The organism is Mycolicibacterium sp. MU0050, assembly GCF_963378085.1.
Lineage (GTDB): Bacteria > Actinomycetota > Actinomycetes > Mycobacteriales > Mycobacteriaceae > Mycobacterium > Mycobacterium wendilense.
The window spans coordinates 4,618,505-4,636,884 of the sequence record NZ_OY726395.1 but is presented as its reverse complement, the minus strand read 5'-3'; the positions used below and the strand labels follow the sequence as shown (position 1 = coordinate 4,636,884).

16 protein-coding genes are annotated in these 18,380 nt (G+C 70.5%); 7 read left to right on the top strand and 9 right to left on the bottom strand.

The window, feature by feature from the left end:
* Window positions 1–128: 128 nt before the first annotated feature.
* Genes recC through recD form a run of 3 tightly spaced genes read left to right on the top strand, consistent with a single transcriptional unit; the run spans window position 129 to window position 8,589 of the window.
* Window positions 129–3,500: an exodeoxyribonuclease V subunit gamma gene (recC, locus tag R2K23_RS22105; protein WP_316512623.1), complete on the top strand. Its 3,372-nt coding sequence runs from the start codon at window positions 129–131 to the stop codon at window positions 3,498–3,500.
* The gene (locus tag R2K23_RS22100; RefSeq protein WP_316512622.1) at window positions 3,497–6,823 is read left to right on the top strand and encodes a UvrD-helicase domain-containing protein; all 3,327 of its coding nucleotides are present in this window, start codon (window positions 3,497–3,499) and stop codon (window positions 6,821–6,823) included. The genes recC and R2K23_RS22100 overlap by 4 nt, the downstream gene beginning before the upstream one ends.
* A complete protein-coding gene (gene recD / locus R2K23_RS22095) occupies window positions 6,820–8,589 on the top strand; it encodes an exodeoxyribonuclease V subunit alpha (RefSeq protein ID WP_316512621.1) in 1,770 nt (589 codons plus the stop codon). Before R2K23_RS22100 ends, recD begins: the two co-directional genes overlap by 4 nt.
* A gap of 134 nt (window positions 8,590–8,723) precedes the next feature.
* Here recD and R2K23_RS22090 read toward each other — a convergent pair whose 3' ends face one another.
* From R2K23_RS22090 to R2K23_RS22055, 8 genes are all read right to left on the bottom strand, one after another.
* Window positions 8,724–9,731, bottom strand: coding sequence for an esterase family protein (locus R2K23_RS22090; RefSeq protein ID WP_316512619.1), 1,008 nt, complete (start codon window positions 9,729–9,731; stop codon window positions 8,724–8,726).
* 281 nt (window positions 9,732–10,012) lie between these two features.
* Window positions 10,013–10,564 (bottom strand): hypothetical protein, encoded by a 552-nt coding sequence (locus R2K23_RS22085; RefSeq protein WP_316512617.1) that lies wholly within the window; start codon window positions 10,562–10,564, stop codon window positions 10,013–10,015.
* 10 nt (window positions 10,565–10,574) lie between these two features.
* Window positions 10,575–10,847: a helix-turn-helix transcriptional regulator gene (locus R2K23_RS22080; protein WP_316512616.1), complete on the bottom strand. Its 273-nt coding sequence runs from the start codon at window positions 10,845–10,847 to the stop codon at window positions 10,575–10,577.
* 69 nt (window positions 10,848–10,916) lie between these two features.
* The gene (locus R2K23_RS22075) at window positions 10,917–11,657 is read right to left on the bottom strand and encodes an ABC transporter permease (protein WP_396893666.1); all 741 of its coding nucleotides are present in this window, start codon (window positions 11,655–11,657) and stop codon (window positions 10,917–10,919) included.
* Between the two features lie 61 nt (window positions 11,658–11,718).
* Window positions 11,719–12,531, bottom strand: coding sequence for an ATP-binding cassette domain-containing protein (locus tag R2K23_RS22070; RefSeq protein WP_316512613.1), 813 nt, complete (start codon window positions 12,529–12,531; stop codon window positions 11,719–11,721).
* Entirely contained in the window at window positions 12,528–13,037 is a 510-nt protein-coding gene (locus R2K23_RS22065) for a metallophosphoesterase family protein (RefSeq protein WP_316512611.1), read from the bottom strand. The genes R2K23_RS22070 and R2K23_RS22065 overlap by 4 nt, the downstream gene beginning before the upstream one ends.
* A 1-nt stretch (window position 13,038) precedes the next feature.
* Complete coding sequence (locus tag R2K23_RS22060) at window positions 13,039–13,845, bottom strand: SDR family NAD(P)-dependent oxidoreductase (protein WP_316512610.1); 807 nt, start codon at window positions 13,843–13,845, stop codon at window positions 13,039–13,041.
* Window positions 13,842–14,450: a TetR/AcrR family transcriptional regulator gene (locus R2K23_RS22055; RefSeq protein ID WP_316512607.1), complete on the bottom strand. Its 609-nt coding sequence runs from the start codon at window positions 14,448–14,450 to the stop codon at window positions 13,842–13,844. Before R2K23_RS22055 ends, R2K23_RS22060 begins: the two co-directional genes overlap by 4 nt.
* A 96-nt stretch (window positions 14,451–14,546) precedes the next feature.
* Here R2K23_RS22055 and R2K23_RS22050 point away from each other — a divergent pair, with 96 nt between their 5' ends.
* The 4 genes from R2K23_RS22050 to R2K23_RS22035 all read left to right on the top strand — a co-directional run bounded on the left by R2K23_RS22050 (window position 14,547) and on the right by R2K23_RS22035 (window position 17,518).
* Window positions 14,547–15,791, top strand: a complete 1,245-nt coding sequence (locus R2K23_RS22050) for a CoA transferase (RefSeq protein WP_316512606.1) — start codon at window positions 14,547–14,549, stop codon at window positions 15,789–15,791.
* Window positions 15,788–16,615 carry an acyl-CoA thioesterase gene (locus R2K23_RS22045; RefSeq protein ID WP_316512604.1) on the top strand — a complete coding sequence of 276 codons (828 nt, stop codon included), beginning with the start codon at window positions 15,788–15,790 and terminating at the stop codon, window positions 16,613–16,615. Before R2K23_RS22050 ends, R2K23_RS22045 begins: the two co-directional genes overlap by 4 nt.
* Before the next feature lie 12 nt (window positions 16,616–16,627).
* The gene (locus R2K23_RS22040) at window positions 16,628–17,083 is read left to right on the top strand and encodes a MaoC family dehydratase (protein WP_316512603.1); all 456 of its coding nucleotides are present in this window, start codon (window positions 16,628–16,630) and stop codon (window positions 17,081–17,083) included.
* A 168-nt stretch (window positions 17,084–17,251) separates the two neighbouring features.
* A complete protein-coding gene (locus R2K23_RS22035; protein WP_316512602.1) occupies window positions 17,252–17,518 on the top strand; it encodes a DivIVA domain-containing protein in 267 nt (88 codons plus the stop codon).
* A gap of 115 nt (window positions 17,519–17,633) precedes the next feature.
* Here the strand turns inward: R2K23_RS22035 and R2K23_RS22030 are convergent, their stop codons facing one another.
* The gene (locus R2K23_RS22030) at window positions 17,634–18,380 is read right to left on the bottom strand and encodes a sulfite exporter TauE/SafE family protein (RefSeq protein WP_316512600.1); all 747 of its coding nucleotides are present in this window, start codon (window positions 18,378–18,380) and stop codon (window positions 17,634–17,636) included.

Here is an 18,380-nt window from a genome sequence, read left to right as displayed (position 1 = left end):
CTGTTGCCCAAGCTACCAACCGAAGCGCGGGCAGACCGCCGACTCGGGATGACGATTCGATTTCGTGGCAGCTCGATTCGGCCCGGCCCCGGCCGCGCCGTCATACCCAGGCTCTAGATTGGGCTGCGATGGCGCTCCACCTGCACCGTGCCGAACGCACGGACCTGCTCGCCGACGGGTTGGGCCAGTTGCTGTCCTCGCCCCTGCCCGACCCGTTCGCCGAGGAACTGGTGCTGGTGCCCGCGCGGGGGGTGGAACGCTGGCTGTCGCAGCGGCTCGCGCACGTGTTGGGGGCGGGCGGCGGGAACGACGGCGGGCGGGGCGGCGGGAACGACGGCGGGCGGGGTGGCGGGAAAGACGGTGTCTGCGCGGGGGTCTCCTTCCGCTCCCCGCGCTCGCTGATCGCCGAGCTCGCCGGCACCGACGACATCGACCCGTGGTCCCCGGACAGCATGGTGTGGCCGCTGCTCGAGGTCGTCGACGCCGCGGCGGGACAGCCCTGGTGTCGCCCGCTCGCGGAGCATCTCGGGCATGGTCGCAGCGGCGAAGAGGCGGAACTGCGGCTGGGGCGTAGGTACGCCGTGGCCCGCCGGCTGGCCGGGCTGTTCGCGTCCTACGCGGCCCAGCGTCCCCAGCTGTTGATCGACTGGTGCAACGGCGCGGACACCGACGGCCTCGGCGCCCCGCTGGACCCAGACCTCGGCTGGCAACCCGAATTGTGGCGGCAGCTGGTGCGGCGGGTGCCGGCCGACCCGCCGCACGTACGCCACGACCGGGCGGTGGCCGCGTTGCGGGCCGAGCCGACGGAACTGCCGCCGCGCATCTCGCTGTTCGGCCAGACCCGCCTGGCGGCAACCGATATCGAACTGTTGACGGCGCTGTCGACCCACCATGACGTGCACCTGTGGATCCCGCACCCCAGTGACGCCTTGTGGCGGAGCCTCGGTGAGCACCGCACCGGACGGGTGCGTCGCGCCGACGCCGAGGGGCGCGATGACGTCGCGGAGAGCGGTCACCCGCTGCTGCTGACGCTGGGGCGCGACGTCCGCGAGTTGCAGCAGTCGCTGCCGGAGACCGCGGTCGACCACGGGGCCGGCGCCGGCGAAGCTCGACCCGACACCCTGTTGGGCTGGTTGCAGTCCGATCTGTCGGCCAACGCGGTGCGCCCGCAGGGCCGGACCTTCTCCGCCGCGGACCGCTCGGTGCGGGTGCACGCCTGCCACGGCCCCGCGCGTCAGATCGACGTGCTGCGGGACGTGCTGTTGGGCGCGCTCGCCGATGACCCGACGCTGGAGCCCCGCGACATCCTGGTGATGTGCCCCGACATCGACACCTTTGCGCCGCTGATCGTCGCGGGGTTCGGGCTCGGCGAGTCCGACGGCCACGGCGACGGCCATCCGGCGCAACGCCTGCGGGTTCGGCTGGCGGACCGCTCGCCGGTCCAGACCAACCCGCTGCTGGCGGTGACCGCGAACCTGCTGGATCTGGTGGGCGGCCGCGCCACTGCCAGCGAAGTGCTCAACCTCGCCGAGGCGGGCCCGGTGCGGGCGCGGTTCGGTTTCACCGATGACGACCTGGACACCATCAACGAATGGGTGCGGGAAGCCGGTATCCGGTGGGGTTTCGATCAGGAACACCGGGAGCCGTTCGGGGTTGGCGCGTTCGTGCACAACACGTGGCGCTTCGGGGTGGACCGGGTGCTGTGCGGGGTCGCCATGTCCGACGATTCCCAGGACTGGCTGGGCCTGACGCTGCCGCTCGACGACGTGGGCAGCAACCGGGTCGAGCTGGCCGGGCGCTTCGCCGAGTTCATCGATCGGCTGCAGGGCACGGTGGATTCCCTGTCGGGGACGCGGACGCTGGCCGAGTGGCTGGGCCTGCTCACCGAGGGGGTGGCCCGGCTCACCCGGGTGGGTGCCGCCGACGGCTGGCAATCGGGCCAACTGCACAGCGAGTTCGCCGATATGGTCGCCGACGCCGGTCCGCAGGCGTCGATCGCCTTGCGGCTCAGCGACATCCGGTCGCTGCTGAAACGTCACCTGTCCGGCCGTCCCACGCGGGCGAACTTCCGCAGCGGCGGCCTGACGGTGTGCACCATGGTGCCGATGAGGTCGGTGCCGCACCGGGTGGTGTGCCTGGTGGGGCTGGACGACGGCGTGTTCCCCCGCGTCGGTGCGCCCGACGGCGACGACGTGTTGGCGCGCGATCCCGTTGTGGGCGAACGGGATATCCGGTCCGAGGACCGTCAGCTGCTGCTGGACGCCATCAGCGCCGCGGGCGAGAAGTTGGTGATCACCTACACCGGCGCCGACGAGTACACCGGACAGGCCCGCCCGCCGTGCGTGCCGCTCGCGGAGATTCTCGACGCGCTGGACCGCACCACCCCGGCGCCGGTGCGCGGGCACGTCCTGGTGGACCATCCGCTGCAACCGTTCGACAGCCGCAACGTGACCCCGGGCGAGCTGGGGGAGCCGACGGCGTTCACCTTCGACCCGACGGCGCTGGTGGCCGCCGAGGCGATCGGCGCGCCCGCCGAGGAGCGGTCCCCCGGGTTTCTCGAGGCTCCCCTGCCCGCGCCGGAACCCGGCGACGTCGGGCTCGAGGATCTGCTGGGGTTCTTCAACGACCCGGTGAAGGGTTTCTTCCGCAGCTTTGGCGTGGCGTTGCCGTTCGAGGCGGACGCCGTCGAGGACGCGATTCCGGTGGAGGTCGATGCCCTGGCCGCGTGGGGTGTCGGCAACCGGATGCTCGACGACCTGCTGCGCGGCCGCGATCCCGAATGGGCCCTGCACGCCGAGTGGCGCCGCGGTCAACTGCCGCCCGGTCAGCTGGGGTGGCGCAAGGCGCAGCGCACCCAAGAACTCGCCAAGCGGCTGGCGGCAACCACATTCGAGTTCCGGTCCGGTGCGGCCGCGGCCGTGGACGTCGACGTCGACCTGGGGGCGGGGCGCCGCCTCACCGGCACGGTGAACCCGGTGCACGCCGACCGTTACGTATCGGTCACCTACTCGACTCTGGGTCCCAAACATGTGCTGCAGTCCTGGATTCGGCTGCTCGCGCTCACCGCCGCGGCGCCGGAGCGGGACTGGTCGGCGATCTGCATCGGACGGCGCGGCGGCAACGGCGTCGCCGTGCGCGCCTTCGGCCGCCCCGCCCAGCCTGCCGCCACGCTGCTCGCGCAGTTGGTGGCCATCTACGATACCGGCCGGTGTGAACCGGTTCCGTTGCCGCTCAAAACCTCCCACGCCTGGGCGGCGGCGCGCCGCAACCGCGCGGATCCGTACCGGGCGGCGTTGTACGCGTGGAAATCGAACAAATACCCCGGTGACGACGACGCCGCGGCGCACCGTCGGGCCTGGGGGCCGGACGCGCCGCTGGAGGTGCTGCTGGGCCCGCCCGCGCCGGGGGAGGAGTTTCCGGGGGAGACCACGCGCCTCGGTGCGCTGTCCCGTCGGGTCTGGGGGCCGATGCTGGACGCCGAGCAGCAGGTGGACCGATGAAGCCCTTCGACCTGTTCGGTCCGTTGCCCGCCGCGAACTCCACCACTGTGCTGGAGGCCAGCGCCGGAACCGGAAAGACCTTCGCCCTGGCGGCGCTGGTCACCCGCTATCTCGCCGAGGGCCACGCGACGCTCGACGAGATGCTGCTGATCACCTTCAGCCGGGCGGCCACCCGCGAACTACGGGAGCGGGTGCGCGCGCAGTTGGTGGAGGCCGTCGAGGTCTTCAACGCCGTCGAGACCGCCGGGGCGCCCGTCGAGCCGGCCAACGACCTGATCGCCCACCTGTTGAACGCGGCGCCGGAGGAACTGGCCACCCGGGCCCGCCGGCTGCGGCATGCCCTGGCGGACTTCGATTCCGCGACCATCGCGACCACCCACCAGTTCTGCCAGATCGTGCTCAGATCGCTGGGCGTGGCCGGTGACGGCGACCCGGATGTGCAACTGGTGGAGTCTCTCGACCACCTCATCGCCGAGATCGTCGACGACGTGTACCTGGCCCATTTCGGCCAGCAGAAGGTCGCACCGCCGATGACCCGCCAGGAGGCGCTCGACCTGGCGCGCGACGCAGTGGGCAACCCGGGCACGGCCATTCATCCGGTCGAAGCCCCGGCGGACTCGGATGCCGCCGTCCGGCTGGACTTCGTCCGTCGGGTGCTCGCGGAGATCGAGCCCCGCAAGCGTCGGCTGCGCATCCAAGGCTACGACGACCTGCTCAGTCGGCTCGCCGACGCGTTGCAGGAGCACGACGCCCCGGCGCGGACCCGGATGCGGCGGCGCTGGCGCATCGTCCTGGTCGACGAGTTCCAGGACACCGACCCCATCCAGTGGCAGGTGATCGAGCGGGCGTTCGCCGGCGCCTGCACCCTGGTACTGATCGGCGACCCGAAGCAGGCGATCTACGCGTTTCGCGGCGGCGACATCGTCACGTATCTGGCGGCGGCGCACAGCGCCGGCGACCGACGCACCCTGGACACCAACTGGCGCAGCGACAAACCGCTCGTCGACGCGGTCCAGGCGGTGCTGCGCGGGGCGCAGCTCGGCGACGCCGACATCGTCGTCGGAGACGTCCGGGCTCACCACCAGACCCATCGGCTCGCCGGTGCCCCGCACAACGATCCGTTCCGGTTGCGCGTCGTCGGCCGCGCGCAGTTCCGGAAGCAGGACGACGACACCATCCCGATCGCGGATCTGCGGCTGCACATCGCCAAGGACCTGGCCGCCGACATCGCCCGATTGCTCACCAGTGGAGCAACTTTCGACGGTGCCGCGCTCACGGCCCGCGACGTCGCGGTGATCGTGCAGAATCGGTGGGACGCAGCACCGTGCCGAGACGCGCTGGCCGCGCTCGGCATCTCGTCGGTGTACTCCGGGGATGCCGATGTGTTCACCTCGGCGGCGGCCAACGACTGGTTGTGCCTGATCGAAGCCATGGAACAGACGCATCGGCCCGCGCTGGTCCGCGCCGCCGCGCTCACGAGCTTCTTCGGTGAGACGGGGTCGAGCCTGGCCGCGGGTGGGGACGCGCTGACCGACCGGGTCGCGGAAACGTTGCGGGACTGGGCGGATCGGGTGCGTCGGCTCGGGGTGGCCGCGGTCTTCGAGTCCGCGAATCTGGCCGGTATGGGGCGGCGGGTATTGGCCGAGTCCGGGGGTGCCCGGCGGATGACGGACCTTGCGCACCTGGCCGACCTCCTCCAGGACGCCGCGCACCGGGACGGGTTGTCCCTGCCCGCGCTGGCCGAACTGCTGCGCGGGCAGCGGGCCGCCAGCACCGGCGCGGAACGTAACCGACGGCTGGACAGCGAGACCGCCGCCGTGCAGATCATGACGTACTGGGGCAGCAAGGGCCTGGAGTTCCCGGTGGTGTATCTGCCCTTCATGTTCAATCGCAACATTAGGTCTGCCGACCGGGTGTTGTTTCACGACGAGTCCGGGCAGCGGTGTCTGCACATCGGCGGCGCCGGCAGCCCGGGGTACGCCGAGGCCGCCGCCCGCGCCGCCGCGGAATCGGCCGGGGAGGTACTCCGGCTGGCCTACGTGGCGCTGACCCGGGCGAAATCCCAGGTGACCGCGTGGTGGGCGCCGTCCTGGGACGAGGTCAACGGGGGCCTGTCCCGGCTGCTGCGCGGGCGACGGCCCGGCGAGGCCGCGGTGCCGGACCGCTGCGAGGCCGGCATCACCGACGCGGACGCGTACCGGTTGTTCGCGGCGTGGCAGGGTGCCGGCGGGCCCGTCGTCGAGGAGTCGGTCGTCGCGGAGGTGTCGAAGCTGCGGCCGATTTCCCCGCCGGAGGGCTTGGCGGTCCGCACGTTCGACCGTGCGCTCGACTCGAGTTGGCGGCGGACGTCGTATTCGGCCCTGGTCCGGTCCTCGCATCAGAGCCCGGTCGGGGTGAGCAGCGAGCCGGAGGCGGTCGGCAAGGACGACGAGGTCGAGGCTCCGGCCACCGGGTCGGCGCCGGACGCCACGCACCCCGAGGGGGTGCGATCGCCGATGATCGATCTGCCCGGCGGGGCGACCTTCGGTTCGTTGGTGCATGCGGTGCTGGAGACCGCCGACCCGCTGGCCGCCGACCTCGAAGCCGAACTCGCCGCGCACGTGGCCCGGCACTTCGCCTGGTGGCCGGTGGATGCGGAGGTGGCCGACATCGCGGCGGCCCTGGTGCCGGTGCACGACACCCCGCTGGGTGAACTGGCCGCCGACCTGCGGCTGCGCGACATTGGCCGGGGCGATCGTCTTCGCGAGTTGGAGTTCGAAATCCCCTTGGCCGGCGGCGATTTCGACCCGCATCCGGACACTGTGACGCTGGCGCAGGTCGGCGACCTGTTGGCCGCGGAGTTGGGCGACGGCGACCCGTTGCGCGCGTACGCCGACCAGTTGCGCGCCCCCGCGCTGGCCGCGGCCACCCTGCGCGGGTACCTGTCCGGTTCCATCGATGCGGTGCTGCGGGTCCCGGACCCCGCCGTCGGGCATCGGTTCGTGGTGGTCGACTACAAGACCAACCGGCTCGGCGAGGACCGGCGCGCGGTGGCCGACGAGTACAACCACGCCCAGCTGACCGCGGCGATGCTGCACTCCGACTACGTGTTGCAGGCGCTGCTGTACAACGTTGTCCTGCATCGCTATCTGCGCTGGCGGTTACCGGACTATCAACCCGAGCGGCATCTGGGCGGGGTGCTGTATCTGTTCCTGCGCGGGATGTGCGGCCCCGACACCCCGGTGGTCGACGGCCACCGCACCGGCGTGTTCAGCTGGCGGCCGCCGGCGCGGCTGGTGCTCGCCCTGTCGGATCTGCTCGACGGTGCGGCGGTGCAGCGATGACCGCGCCGGCCCCCGACGACACGCTGCATTGGCGCCGCGCGCTCAATGCCGCGGGGCTGCTGCGCGCGTTCAACGACGCGGGGGTCCTCGATGCCGCGGACGTGCACGTGGCGACGCGATTGACCGCGCAGGCCGAGGAGACCAGCGAACTCGTCGCGCTGGCGTTGGCGTTGGCGGTGCGCGCGGTGCGCTTCGGTTCGGTGTGCGTGGACCTGCGGACGGTGGCCACGGAACTGGACGGCGGCGAACTGCCCGGGGCGGTGCCCTGGCCGGAGACCGACGCGTGGTTGGCGGAGTTGCGCCGCAGTCCGCTGCTCACCGAGCGCGCGGTGCTGCACCTCGAGCAGGACCGGCTGCTGTATCTGGACCGCTACTGGCGCGAGGAACGGCAGGTGTGTGAGGACCTGGTGGCGGTGCGACCACCGCCGCCGGCGGTCGACGAGTCGGTGCTGACCGCCGGCTTGGACCGGGTGTTCCATCGCCCGGGCTCCGAGGAACAGCGTGCGGCGGTGCGAATTGCCTTGTCGCAGTGGATCACTGTGCTCACCGGCGGTCCCGGCACCGGCAAGACCACGGCGATAGCCGGGTTGTTGGCCCTGGTCGCCGAGCAGGCCGAGGGCGTCGGGGCGCGACGGCCCCGCATCGCGTTGGCGGCGCCGACGGGCAAGGCCGCGGCGCGGCTGCAGGAGGCGGTGCGAACGGAGGTCGGCAACCTCGGCGAATCCGACCGCGCCCGGCTGGCCGGTCTGCAGGCCGTCACCCTGCATCGACTGCTCGGGGCGCGGATGGACAGTTCGACGCGCTTCAAACATCACCGCGGCAACCGCCTGCCGCACGATCTCATCGTCGTCGACGAGACCTCCATGGTGTCGCTGACCATGATGGCGCGGCTGCTCGAGGCGTTGCGGCCCGACACCCGGCTCATCCTGGTCGGCGACCCCGATCAGCTGGCCTCGGTCGAGGCGGGGGCGGTGCTGGCCGATCTGGTGGAGGGGTTGGGTGCGCGCGGCACGGGCCACGTCGCCGAACTGTCCACCACGCATCGGTTCGGCGCGCAGATCGGCGCGCTGGCCACCGCGATTCGCCGGGGCGACGCCGATCAGGTGATGGAGATCCTTTCCGCCGGCGGCGAGCACATCGAGTTCGTGCGCACCGACAATCCCACCGAGCAGTTGCGCGAGATCCTGGTCCCGCATGCGCTGCGGGTGCGCGCCGCCGCGGCGGCCGGCGATGTGTCCGGCGCCTTCGCCGCGGTCGAGGCGCACCGACTGCTGTGCGCGCATCGCGACGGCCCCGTCGGGATCCGGCACTGGAATCGCCAGGTCGAACGGTGGCTGTCGGAGCACAGTGGCGAATCGTTGTGGAGCCAGTGGTATTTGGGCAGGCCGGTGCTGGTGACGGCCAACGACTACGGCTTGGGGTTGTACAACGGCGACATGGGTGTGACCGTGCTTGCCGGCGGCGCGCTGCGGGTGGCGATCGCCGGCGCGGAGCAGGTGCAGGACTTCGCCACCAGTCGGCTCGCCGACGTCGAGACCATGCACGCCATGACGATTCACAAGAGCCAGGGCAGCCAGGCCGACGAGGTGACGGTGCTGATGCCGCCGCAGGACTCGCGGTTGCTGACCCGTGAACTCTTCTACACCGCGGTCACCCGGGCGAAATCCAGGGTGCGGGTGGTGGGCACCGAGGCGGAGGTCCGCGCGGCCCTGGCCCGACGGGTGGTGCGGGCCACCGGCCTGCGGCAGCGGCTCCGCGACAGCTGAGCCGTCGCGGACTTTCCTACGCCGAGATCGACGAAATACCGGAAGCCACTCGCACTTTGCGGCCCAAAGGGGAGTTTGGGCCGCAAAATACTGTGGCCCCCGCCTCAAGCGGGGGCCACAGGGGTGGTGATGGATCAGGCGGCGGGCGGCGCGCCGTTGAGCACCCGCTGCAGGTCCGGGATCATCTGCTGCAGCTGCTGTCCCCAGTAGCCCCAGCTGTGGGTCCCGTTGGCCGGGAAGTTGAACACGCCGTTGGTGCCACCGGCGGCCAGGTAGTTGTCCCGGAAGGTGACGTTGGTCCGCAGCGTCAGCCCCTCGAGGAACTGTGCGGCCAGCAGGTTGCCGCCGTTGGTGCCCGCGTCGAGCTCCGACGGGTTGCCGGTGCCGCAGTAGATCCAGACGCGGGTGTTGTTGGCGACCAGGCGGTTGATGTTGACCATCGGATCATTGCGCTGCCAGGCCGGATCCGACGACGGGCCCCACATGCTGTTGGCGTTGAAGCCGCCGGCGTCGTTCATCGCCAGGCCGATCAACGTCGGCCACCAGCCCTCGGAGGGGTTGAGGAAGCCGGACAGCGAGCCCGCGTAGATGAACTTCTGCGGATGCCAGATCGCGTAGGTCAACGATGCGGCGCCGGCCATCGACAGGCCGACGGCGGCGTTGCCGGTCGGGGATACACCGCGGTTGGCCGCGAGCCAGGTCGGCAGCTCCTGGGTCATGAACGTTTCCCACTTGTAGGTGTAGTCCTGACCGTTGCCCTGCGACGGCTGGTACCAGTCGGTGTAGAAGCTCGACTGACCGCCGACCGGCATGATGACCGAGAGCCCGGAGTTGTGGAACCACTCGAACGCCGGGGTGTTGATGTCCCAACCGTTGAAGTCGTCCTGTGCCCGCAGACCGTCGAGCAGGTAGACCGCCTTGGGTCCGCCGCCCTGGAACTGAACTTTGATATCGCGCCCCATCGACGGCGACGGGACCATCAGGTACTCGACCGGCAGCCCCGGACGCGAGAACGCGCCTGCGGGTGCCGTGGCACCGACGACCCCGAGCAGGCCGGGCAGCGCGGCGGCCGCGATGGCGGCGACCGACAGTCGGCGCAGGGATTCCTTTGCCGTACCGCGCAACTTCCGAACGAACTTCACGACTCGCTCCTCCATGGTCGTAATTACAAGGATGTGTTACCTGTGTGACGCAAGTGAACCATGGGTTTTCCGGTGGAACGCCTGTTGAACCGCTGCGCGCGATCGCGGTTGACTAACGATTGCGCTTCACGCCGGAGGCCGATTTGTCACCGCGTTGTGATCCGTCCGCGGCGTGTTCGCCCCTGTCCGGGCCCGCTCCCCGGCGGAGTCGGTGCCGGTCAACCGGGGTCTAGCAGCATCCGCGCGGCGCGTCGGTTGCGTTTGATGCAACGGGCTCCGCGTCAGTCCTCCGCGACGGGGTCCGGCCGCACCCACGCCAGGATCATCGCCGGGGCGCAGCCACCGATCAGCAGCACCGTCAACACCATCAGGGCGCCGGCGTAGGCCACGTCCTCGCCCGCGCCGAGTCCATGGACGGCGCCGATCAGCAGGTAGCCGATCGGGATCAGCATCAGGTACTGCGTGATGGTCAGCCCGATGGACCGGGCGCTGTTGCGCTGAGCGACCTCGAACTCGTCGAGGGCGGCCTCGGGTGCGTCGCCCAGTCGGCCCGAGGCGATCTGCAGCACCGTCCACGCAGGGAAGAACAGCGCGCACGCCGGCAGCCACAGCAGTGCGGCCGTGGTGAACCCGAACGCGCACAGCACCGCCGTCGTCGCCATGACGAGGAACGACACCGCGACCGCGATCACCAGGGCCCGTCGGCGTCCTCGGGTGCGCCAGCGCGGCAACGATGTGGCCCAGGTCTGTTCGTACTTGCGGAAGCGTCTGGTGCGAAAGTCCTGGTAGCGCTGCAGGATGTTGCGGTGGTCGACGTGCGCCTGTTCAGGCATGGTCGTCTCCTCAGGTTGCGGTCGTGCGCCCGTACACCTCGGCGGACAGCGGGGTGAACTCGGTGCGCGAGAACACTGCCTCGACAGGCAGCTCGAACACCGCACAGATCCGAAACGCCAGGTCCAGGCTCGGATAATGGTCACCGCGCTCGAGTGCGCCGACCGTCTGCGGGTTCACCCCGATGAGGTTCGCCAAGTCGGCCCGGCTCATCCGCCGCTCGGCGCGCAGCACGCCCAGGCGGTTGTAGATCGGGAGCGATTCCCCCCGTCGAACCGGACTCATGCAATCAAGTGTTGGGAAAACCCAACAATCTGTCAAGGATTCTGGTGGGTTGCGCGGCGCCGAAACCGCTCAGCGCACCAGACGGCGCAGCAATGCCGACGCCGCGATCACGCCGAGGACCGCGGCGACCACCAGCACGGCGAGGTCCAGTGCCATGTTCGACGGGGTCCCGAGCAGCAGCCCGCGCAGCGCATTCACCTCGTAACTGAGCGGATTGACCGCGGAGAGCCAGCGCAGCCATTCGGGCATGATCTCCACCGGGTAGAGCGCATTCGAGGCGAAGAACAGCGGCATGGTGATGGCCTGGCCGATACCCATCAGCCGGTCGCGATTGCGGACCAACCCGGCCAGGGTCATCGACAGACAGGCGAAGAACGCCGACCCGAGCACCACCACCCCCATCGCCGCCAGGATGCGCAGCGGATTGATCGTCAGCGCGACACCCATCAGGTAGGCGATGGCCAACACCCCGATGACCTGGACGATCGAGCGCACCCCCGCGGCGAACGCCTTGCCGGTGATCAGGGCCGAGGCCGGGGTGGGGGTCACCATCAGCTTGGCCAGGATGCCGGCGTCGCGGTCCCACACCAGCTGGATGCCGTAGAAGATCGAGATGAACAGCGCCGACTGCGCGATGATGCCGGGCGCCAGGAACGCCAGATACGACACCGAACCGGTGTCGATGATGCGCAGATGGGAGAACGTCTGCCCGAAGATCAGCAGCCAGAGCGCGGGCTGGACCATCCGGGTCAACAACTCGGTGCGGTCGTGCCGCAGCTTCTGCAGTTCGACCAGCGCGAAGGTGCCCATCCGCTGCAGCAGTCCGCGCACCCGGCGCCAGCCGCGCGGGGCATACAACAGCGGCCGGGACTCAACTGCCACGGCGGGCCGTCCTTCGGCTGGAACGGATTTCGCGCAGCCCGCGCTTGGAGGTGTCGTCGTCGAGCCGGGAGCCGGCGTAGTGGCGGAAGACGTCCTCGAGGCTGGCCCCTGCGCCCACCGTGGCCTTGAGCGCGTCGGGGGTGCCGACAGCCTGCAGCCTGCCCTGGTGCAGCAGCGCGACGCGATCACACAGGGCGTCGGCCTCCTCCATGTAGTGGGTGGTCAACAGCACCGTCATGCCGTAGTCGTCCTGCATCCGCTGCACCTGGGTCCAAACATCGTCGCGGGCAATCGGATCCAGCCCCACGGTCGGCTCGTCGAGGATGAGCAGCGAGGGTTGGTTGACCAGCGCCTGGGCGAGTTCGAGCCGGCGCACCATCCCGCCGGAGTAGGTCGACGCGGGCTTGTCGGCCACCTCGGTCAGGTTCATCGCCGCCAGGGCATCGCCGACCCGGCGGGCCCGGTGCCGGCGCGGCACGTCGTAGAGGCGCGCGAACCATTGCACGTTCTGTCGTCCGGTCAGCGCAGACTCTATCGAGAGTTGTTGCGGCACATAGCCGATGTTGTAGCGGACATCCATGGTCCGACTACGGGTGTCCAGGCCGAAGATCGACACCTGGCCCTGCTGCGGGGGCGTCAGGGTGGTCAGCACCCGCACCGCGGTGGTCTTCCCGGCGCCGTTGGGACCCAGCAGGCCCAGGGTTTCGCCGCTGCGCACCCGCAGGGTCAGGTCGTCGACGGCGGTGAAATCGCCGTACCGGTGGGTGAGGTGGCGGCAGTCGATGGCGGGCACGGCGGTCATCGGGCCGGCCTCGGCGGCAACCGGTGCAACTGCACGTCGGCGAGGGTGCCGTCGTGGGCGGTGGCGGTCATGTAGGTGCAGTGCGGTTGCCGGCGCCGGTCGGTGGGCGAGCCGGGATTGAGCAGCCGCAACCCGGTCGCCGAGGTGGTGTCCCACGGAATGTGACTGTGCCCGAACACCAGCACGTCGGTGTCGGGGTAGAGCCGCGACATCCGGGCCTCGCGTCCCGCGGCCGCCCCGGTCTCGTGCGTCACGGTGAACCGCAGTCTGGCCAGCGTGGCGTCGGCGCGCTCGGGCAACCGCGCCCGCACGTCGGCGCCGTCGTTGTTGCCCCAGCAGGCGATCAGGCAGGCGGCACGGTCCGCCAGCGCGTCCAGCAGCGTGACGGCCATCCAATCGCCGGCGTGGATCACGACGTCGGCGCGGGCGACCTCGTCCCACACCTGCGCCGGCAGGTCCTTGGCCCGGGTGGGGACGTGGGTGTCGGAGAGCAGCAACAACCGCATCTCAGCTCGGTCCCAGGACGTAGTCGCCGGTGTCCGGGTGGTGATACCAGCCGGCGGCGGCCTGGGTGCCACCGTCGACGTGCAGGGTCTGCCCGGTGATGTAGCCCGACAGGGCCGACGCCAGGAACACGGCGGCACCCGCGAGGTCGTCGACGTGGCCGGCGCGACCCAGCGGGACGATGCGTGCCAACCGCTCCGAGTGGTCCTCGTCGGAGAGCGCGGCCAGCCCTTCGGTCAGGGTGATGTCCGGTGCCAGGGCGTTGACGCGGATGCGGTGCGCAGCCAATTCCAGTGCGGCCGTGCGGGTGTAGTTGATGACGCCGGCCTTGGCCGCCGAGTAGGCGGCGTAACCCGGCGCCGCCCGCACGCCCTCGATCGAGGTCACGTTGATGATGCTGCCCGGCAGCTCGGCCGCGACCAGCGCGCGGGCAACTCGCTGCGTGCACAACAGGACGTGGCGGAGATTGCTGCGGTACAACGCATCCCAGCCGTTCTCGGTGGTGTCCAGCAGCGGGGAGTGGAAGACCCCGCCGGCGTTGTTGACCAGGACGGTGACGGGGCCCAGCTCGGCGGCGGTTCGCGTCAGTGCCGCGTCCACCTGCTCGCCGTCGCGGACATCGACGGTCAGGCCCAGGGCGCCCAGGGATTCCGCTGCGGCGGCGCAGGTTTCAGCGTTGCGTTCCCAGATCGCGACCTGGGCCCCGAAGGCGCGCAGGCCGGCGGCGATGCCGCGCCCGATGCCGGCCCCGCCACCGGTGACCACCGCGACCCGACCGGTCAGCGAGATGTCCGTCGGGCCGAGGCTCACCGGTGCTCCCGGTCGGTGTCGACGGCCGCGAGGCAGAAGCTCACCACGTGTTCGATCTCGTCGCGCCCGGGCTGCGTCTCGGCCGCCGCGTGTCGCCGCAGCACCCCGCTGACCGTGGTGAAGAGGGCATCGGCGTCGCGCGCCGGGTCCGCGGAGCCGAGGTCGGTCAGCGGGGGCACCAACAGGTCGCGCATCGGGGCGGTGATCTGCCCGTCGGGCACCGAACTGAACTGACTGAGGACCGCGCGGCTGCGCGCCGTCCGGCGCGGCTCACCGACCTGGCCCAGCGCCCCGATGATCCAGGTCCGGACCTTCGCGACAGGGTCGTCCTGGGCCGCCATCTCGCGCTTCAGGTAGGCCGCGGTGATGTTGACGCCACGCTCCATCACCGCCAGCAGCAGCTCGTCCTTGCCGGTGAAGTAGCGGTAGAAGGCGGCGTTGGAGGTGCCGGCCGCGGCCACGATGTCGCTGACCTTCGGCGGCGCGGGTCCGGTCCGCTCGATCACCCCGAGAGCCGCCGACAGGATGCGGTCCACCTCCTCGGCGGCCTCTCGCTGACGGGCGTCGAGCGCCCGCTCAATCGCCGCGTCGATCCGAGACCTCACGAGCAAAGGATAGGCGTCAGCCGTACCGGCATGTCACGCGTCGTGCCGGTACTGGTTGACTAGCGGCGAACGACGTCGGGCCAGAAAGGGCATGCAATGACCGGAACGTCGAGCTCGGCCACTCCGCTGGCCGGGGTTCGGATCATCGAGATCTCGAGCTTCGTGGCGGTGCCGCTGGCCGGGATGACCCTGGCGCAGCTGGGCGCCGAGGTGATCCGGGTGGACCCCGTCGGCGGGGCCTCCGACTACCGCCGTTGGCCGCTGACCGACGACGGCGAGAGCATCTATTGGGCGGGCCTGAACAAGGGCAAGCGCTCCGTCGCGGTCGACATGCGCAGCCCGGACGGCCAGGAACTCATCGCCCGGTTGATCACCGAGAGCGGGCCGAAGGGCGGCATCCTGATCACCAACGTCGTCGGCCGCGAATGGCACGGGTACGACGCGCTGGTGGCCCGTCGTCCCGATCTGATCCACCTGGAGGTCTCCGGTCGCGCCGACGGCGGCACCGGCGTCGACTACACCGTCAACGCCGGGATCGGGTTCCCTCTGGTCACCGGGCCGGAGTCACAGGCCGGCCCGGTCAACCACGTGCTGCCGGCCTGGGATCTGGCGTGCGGGTTGTACGCCGCGCTCGGCATCGTGAGCGCGCTGCGCCACCGCGACGCCACCGGTGAGGGCAGCCGCATCCGGCTGCCGCTGGAGGACGTCGCGCTGGCCACCGCCGGCAATATGGGCTTCTTGACCGAACCGATGATCGCCGGATCGCAACGGCAGCGCTTGGGCAACTCGCTCTACGGCCAGTACGGTGCCAACTTCACCAGCAGCGACGGCGTCGACTTCATGGTGGTGGCGCTGACCGGACGGCACTTTCGGGATCTGGCGGAGCTGACCGGCACCACCAAAGCGGTTGCCGCCCTTGCCGAGGCGCTGGACGCCGACTTCAACGACGAGGGTCAGCGGTACCGGCACCGTGACGCGTTGACGGGATTGTTCAGCGTCTGGTTCGCCGAGCACACCGGTGAGCAGGTCGCGGACGCGCTGGCGGGCACGTCTGTGTTGTGGGAGCGCTACCGCAGCTTCACCGAGGCCAGCACCGACCCGAAGGTGACCGCCAACCCGCTGTTCACCGTGTTGCAACAGCCGCGGATCGGCGAGCACCTGGCGCCGGGTCTCCCGTTGATGATCGACGGCGCGCACAACCCCGCCGTCCCCGCGCCCGCACTCGGCGACGACACCGCGGCGGTGCTCACCGAGCAACTCGGCGTCTCGGCGCAGGAGCTGGACCGGTTGCTCGAATCCCACGCGGTCGCAACGTCTTCGGAGGTCGACGGCTCACGATGAGTGCGCTGCTGAAGGTTCTCGAACTGCAGTCCGCGGACACCGATGTCTGGGCCGGCCGCGGGTACGGGCCACCGGGCAAGCGGGCCTTCGGTGGGCAGTTCCTGGCGCAATCGCTGGCCGCGGCGGCCGCGAGCCTGCCGCTCGCCGACGACATCGCCCCCACCAGTCTGCATCTGCAGTTCCTGCGCACCGGCGACGCCGTCGAACCCACCGAGTACGCCGTGGAGCGCACCCACGACGGGCGGACGGCGATGACCCGGCGCGTGGTGGCACGGCAGGCCGGCAAGATTCTCACGACCGCGACGGTGTCGTTCTCCCGGGCGATGGCCGGCCCGGAGCACGGGGTGCGCGAGGATCTGCCGCACGACCCCGAGCAACTCGACCGCACCGGGCCGCCGGGGCCGGCGCCGGGGCTGCCGCTCGACGAACTCGACATCCGCATCGCCGACGAGGGGGCGGGGGCGGATTTCGTCCGTCGAATGTGGTGGCGTGCAACCGTTCCCATGCCCGACGACGCGCTGCTGCACACCTGCGCCATGCTGTTCGTCACCGACGTGTACATGATCGATCCCGCGCTGCGGGTGCACGGCCACTCCATGCAGGCGCGCACCCACCGCAGCGGCACCCTGGACGCCGCCGTCTGGTTCCACCGCCGTATTCGCGCCGACCGGTGGAACCTGGTGGAGTCGCGATCTCCGGCGGCCTCGCGGGGGCGCGGCCTCGTCAGCGCCGGGCTGATCGGCGCCGACGGGGGCATCTGCGCGACCATCGTTCAGGAGGGGCTCATCGCCTCCCGTGACACTGCAAGTACCACAACCAATTAGAGAGGATCCACCATGCGCAAGTTCAGCTCGGCCGCGGAATTGGTCGCCGCCCAGGGTGAAGTGCTCGGTAGCAGCGACTGGCAGACCATCACCCAGGACGCCGTCAATCTGTTCGCCGACGCCACCGGCGATCACCAGTGGATTCACGTCGATCCCGAGCGCGCCAAGGACGGACCGTTCGGCGCCACCATCGCGCACGGATTCATGACGTTGTCGCTGTTGCCGGTGTTGATGCACCAGATCTACACGGTGGAGGGCGTGAAGCTGGCAATCAACTACGGGCTGAACAAGGTTCGGTTCCCGGCGCCGGTTCCGGTGGGCGCGAAGGTGCGCGGTACCTCCACCCTGACCAAGGCCGAGGACCTGGGCAACGGCGCGCTGCAGCTCACGGTGTCCACCACCGTCGAGGTCGAGGGTGGCGACAAGCCGGCCTGCGTCGCCGAGAGCATCCTGCGGTACATGTTCTAGGCTCCATTTCCTCGCGAGCGGGTGGGGCACAGCCACTTTCTCGCGAGGGGGCCGGGGTCCGCTTGCAGGGGCGTCCCGGCCGACACGTCGGGTAGTGGGCCGGGACTGCGCACACTCGCGCCGCAAAAGGTGGGGGTGGGCGTCCGGTCGCGCCGTTACGATCGACCGATGAGCCCACGTTTGACCGCGGACGACGTCCGGGATGTCCGCTTCTCCATGCCCCGCTTCGGGCGTCGCGGCTACGACGAGGACCAGATCGACGCGTTTCTGGACGAGGTCGTGGAGCGTTTGGAGGGCCGCGGCACCTTGACGGCGGAGGACGTACGGCAGTTCCGATTTCGACGGCCGCCGTGGGGCAAGCGCGGCTACAACGAGCAAGAGGTCGAAGAGTTCACCGCCCGCATCGCCGACACGTTGGCCGGTTTGACTCGGTAGTCGGGCGCGCCGAGCGTGCGCAGATCCGGGTGTCGAGCGGCGTGTCGGGCCGGGGACGCCCCTGCACGCGGGGGACCCAGCACGCTCGCGGGAAGTTCAGCACGGTCCCGGGTGATCAGTAGGTGTCGATGCCGAGTTTGACGGCCACCGCCAGGCCCGCGGCGCCGATCAGCAGCCGCATCGGGGTGGCCGGCGAGTGCCGCACCACCACCGGGCCCAGCCGCGATCCGATCAGACAACCCAGGCCCAGCGGCACGACGGCCGCCCACGCGACCGGGGCCAGCACCGCGAACAGGATGGCCGCGACCAGGTTGGCGACCCCCATCAGGGCGTTCTTCGAGGCGTTGGCGTGCGCCAGCGTCGCGCCGCCGGCCCGCAGCAGCAGCGCCAGCATCAGCACCCCGGCCGCGGCGCCGAAATAGCCTGCGTAACCGGTGATGAGCAGGATCGCCAGGCCCTCGACGATCAATACCGGCCGACGTCGGCGCGGCTTGTCGTCGGGCGATCGTGGCCGGCGCGGGAGCAGGATCGCCAGCGCCGAAGCGCCCATCAGGATCGGCACGCTGCGCTCGAAACCCTCTGCGGGGATGTACAACAGCAGCAGCGCGCCCGCGGCGCCGCCGAGCGCGGCCAACGGACCCATCCGAAGCAGCCAGGCGCCCTGCCCCTCGAGTTCGGGGCGCGAGCCGAACACCGAGCCGATGCCGTTGAACACCACGGCGACGGTGTTGGTGACGTTGGCGGCCACCGGCGGCAGCCCGACGGCCAACAGTGCGGGATAGGTGGCCACGGAGGCGAGCCCGGCAATGCTGCCCGTCAGCCCACCGCAGATCCCGGCGAGAAACAGCAGGGTCGGGTTCAT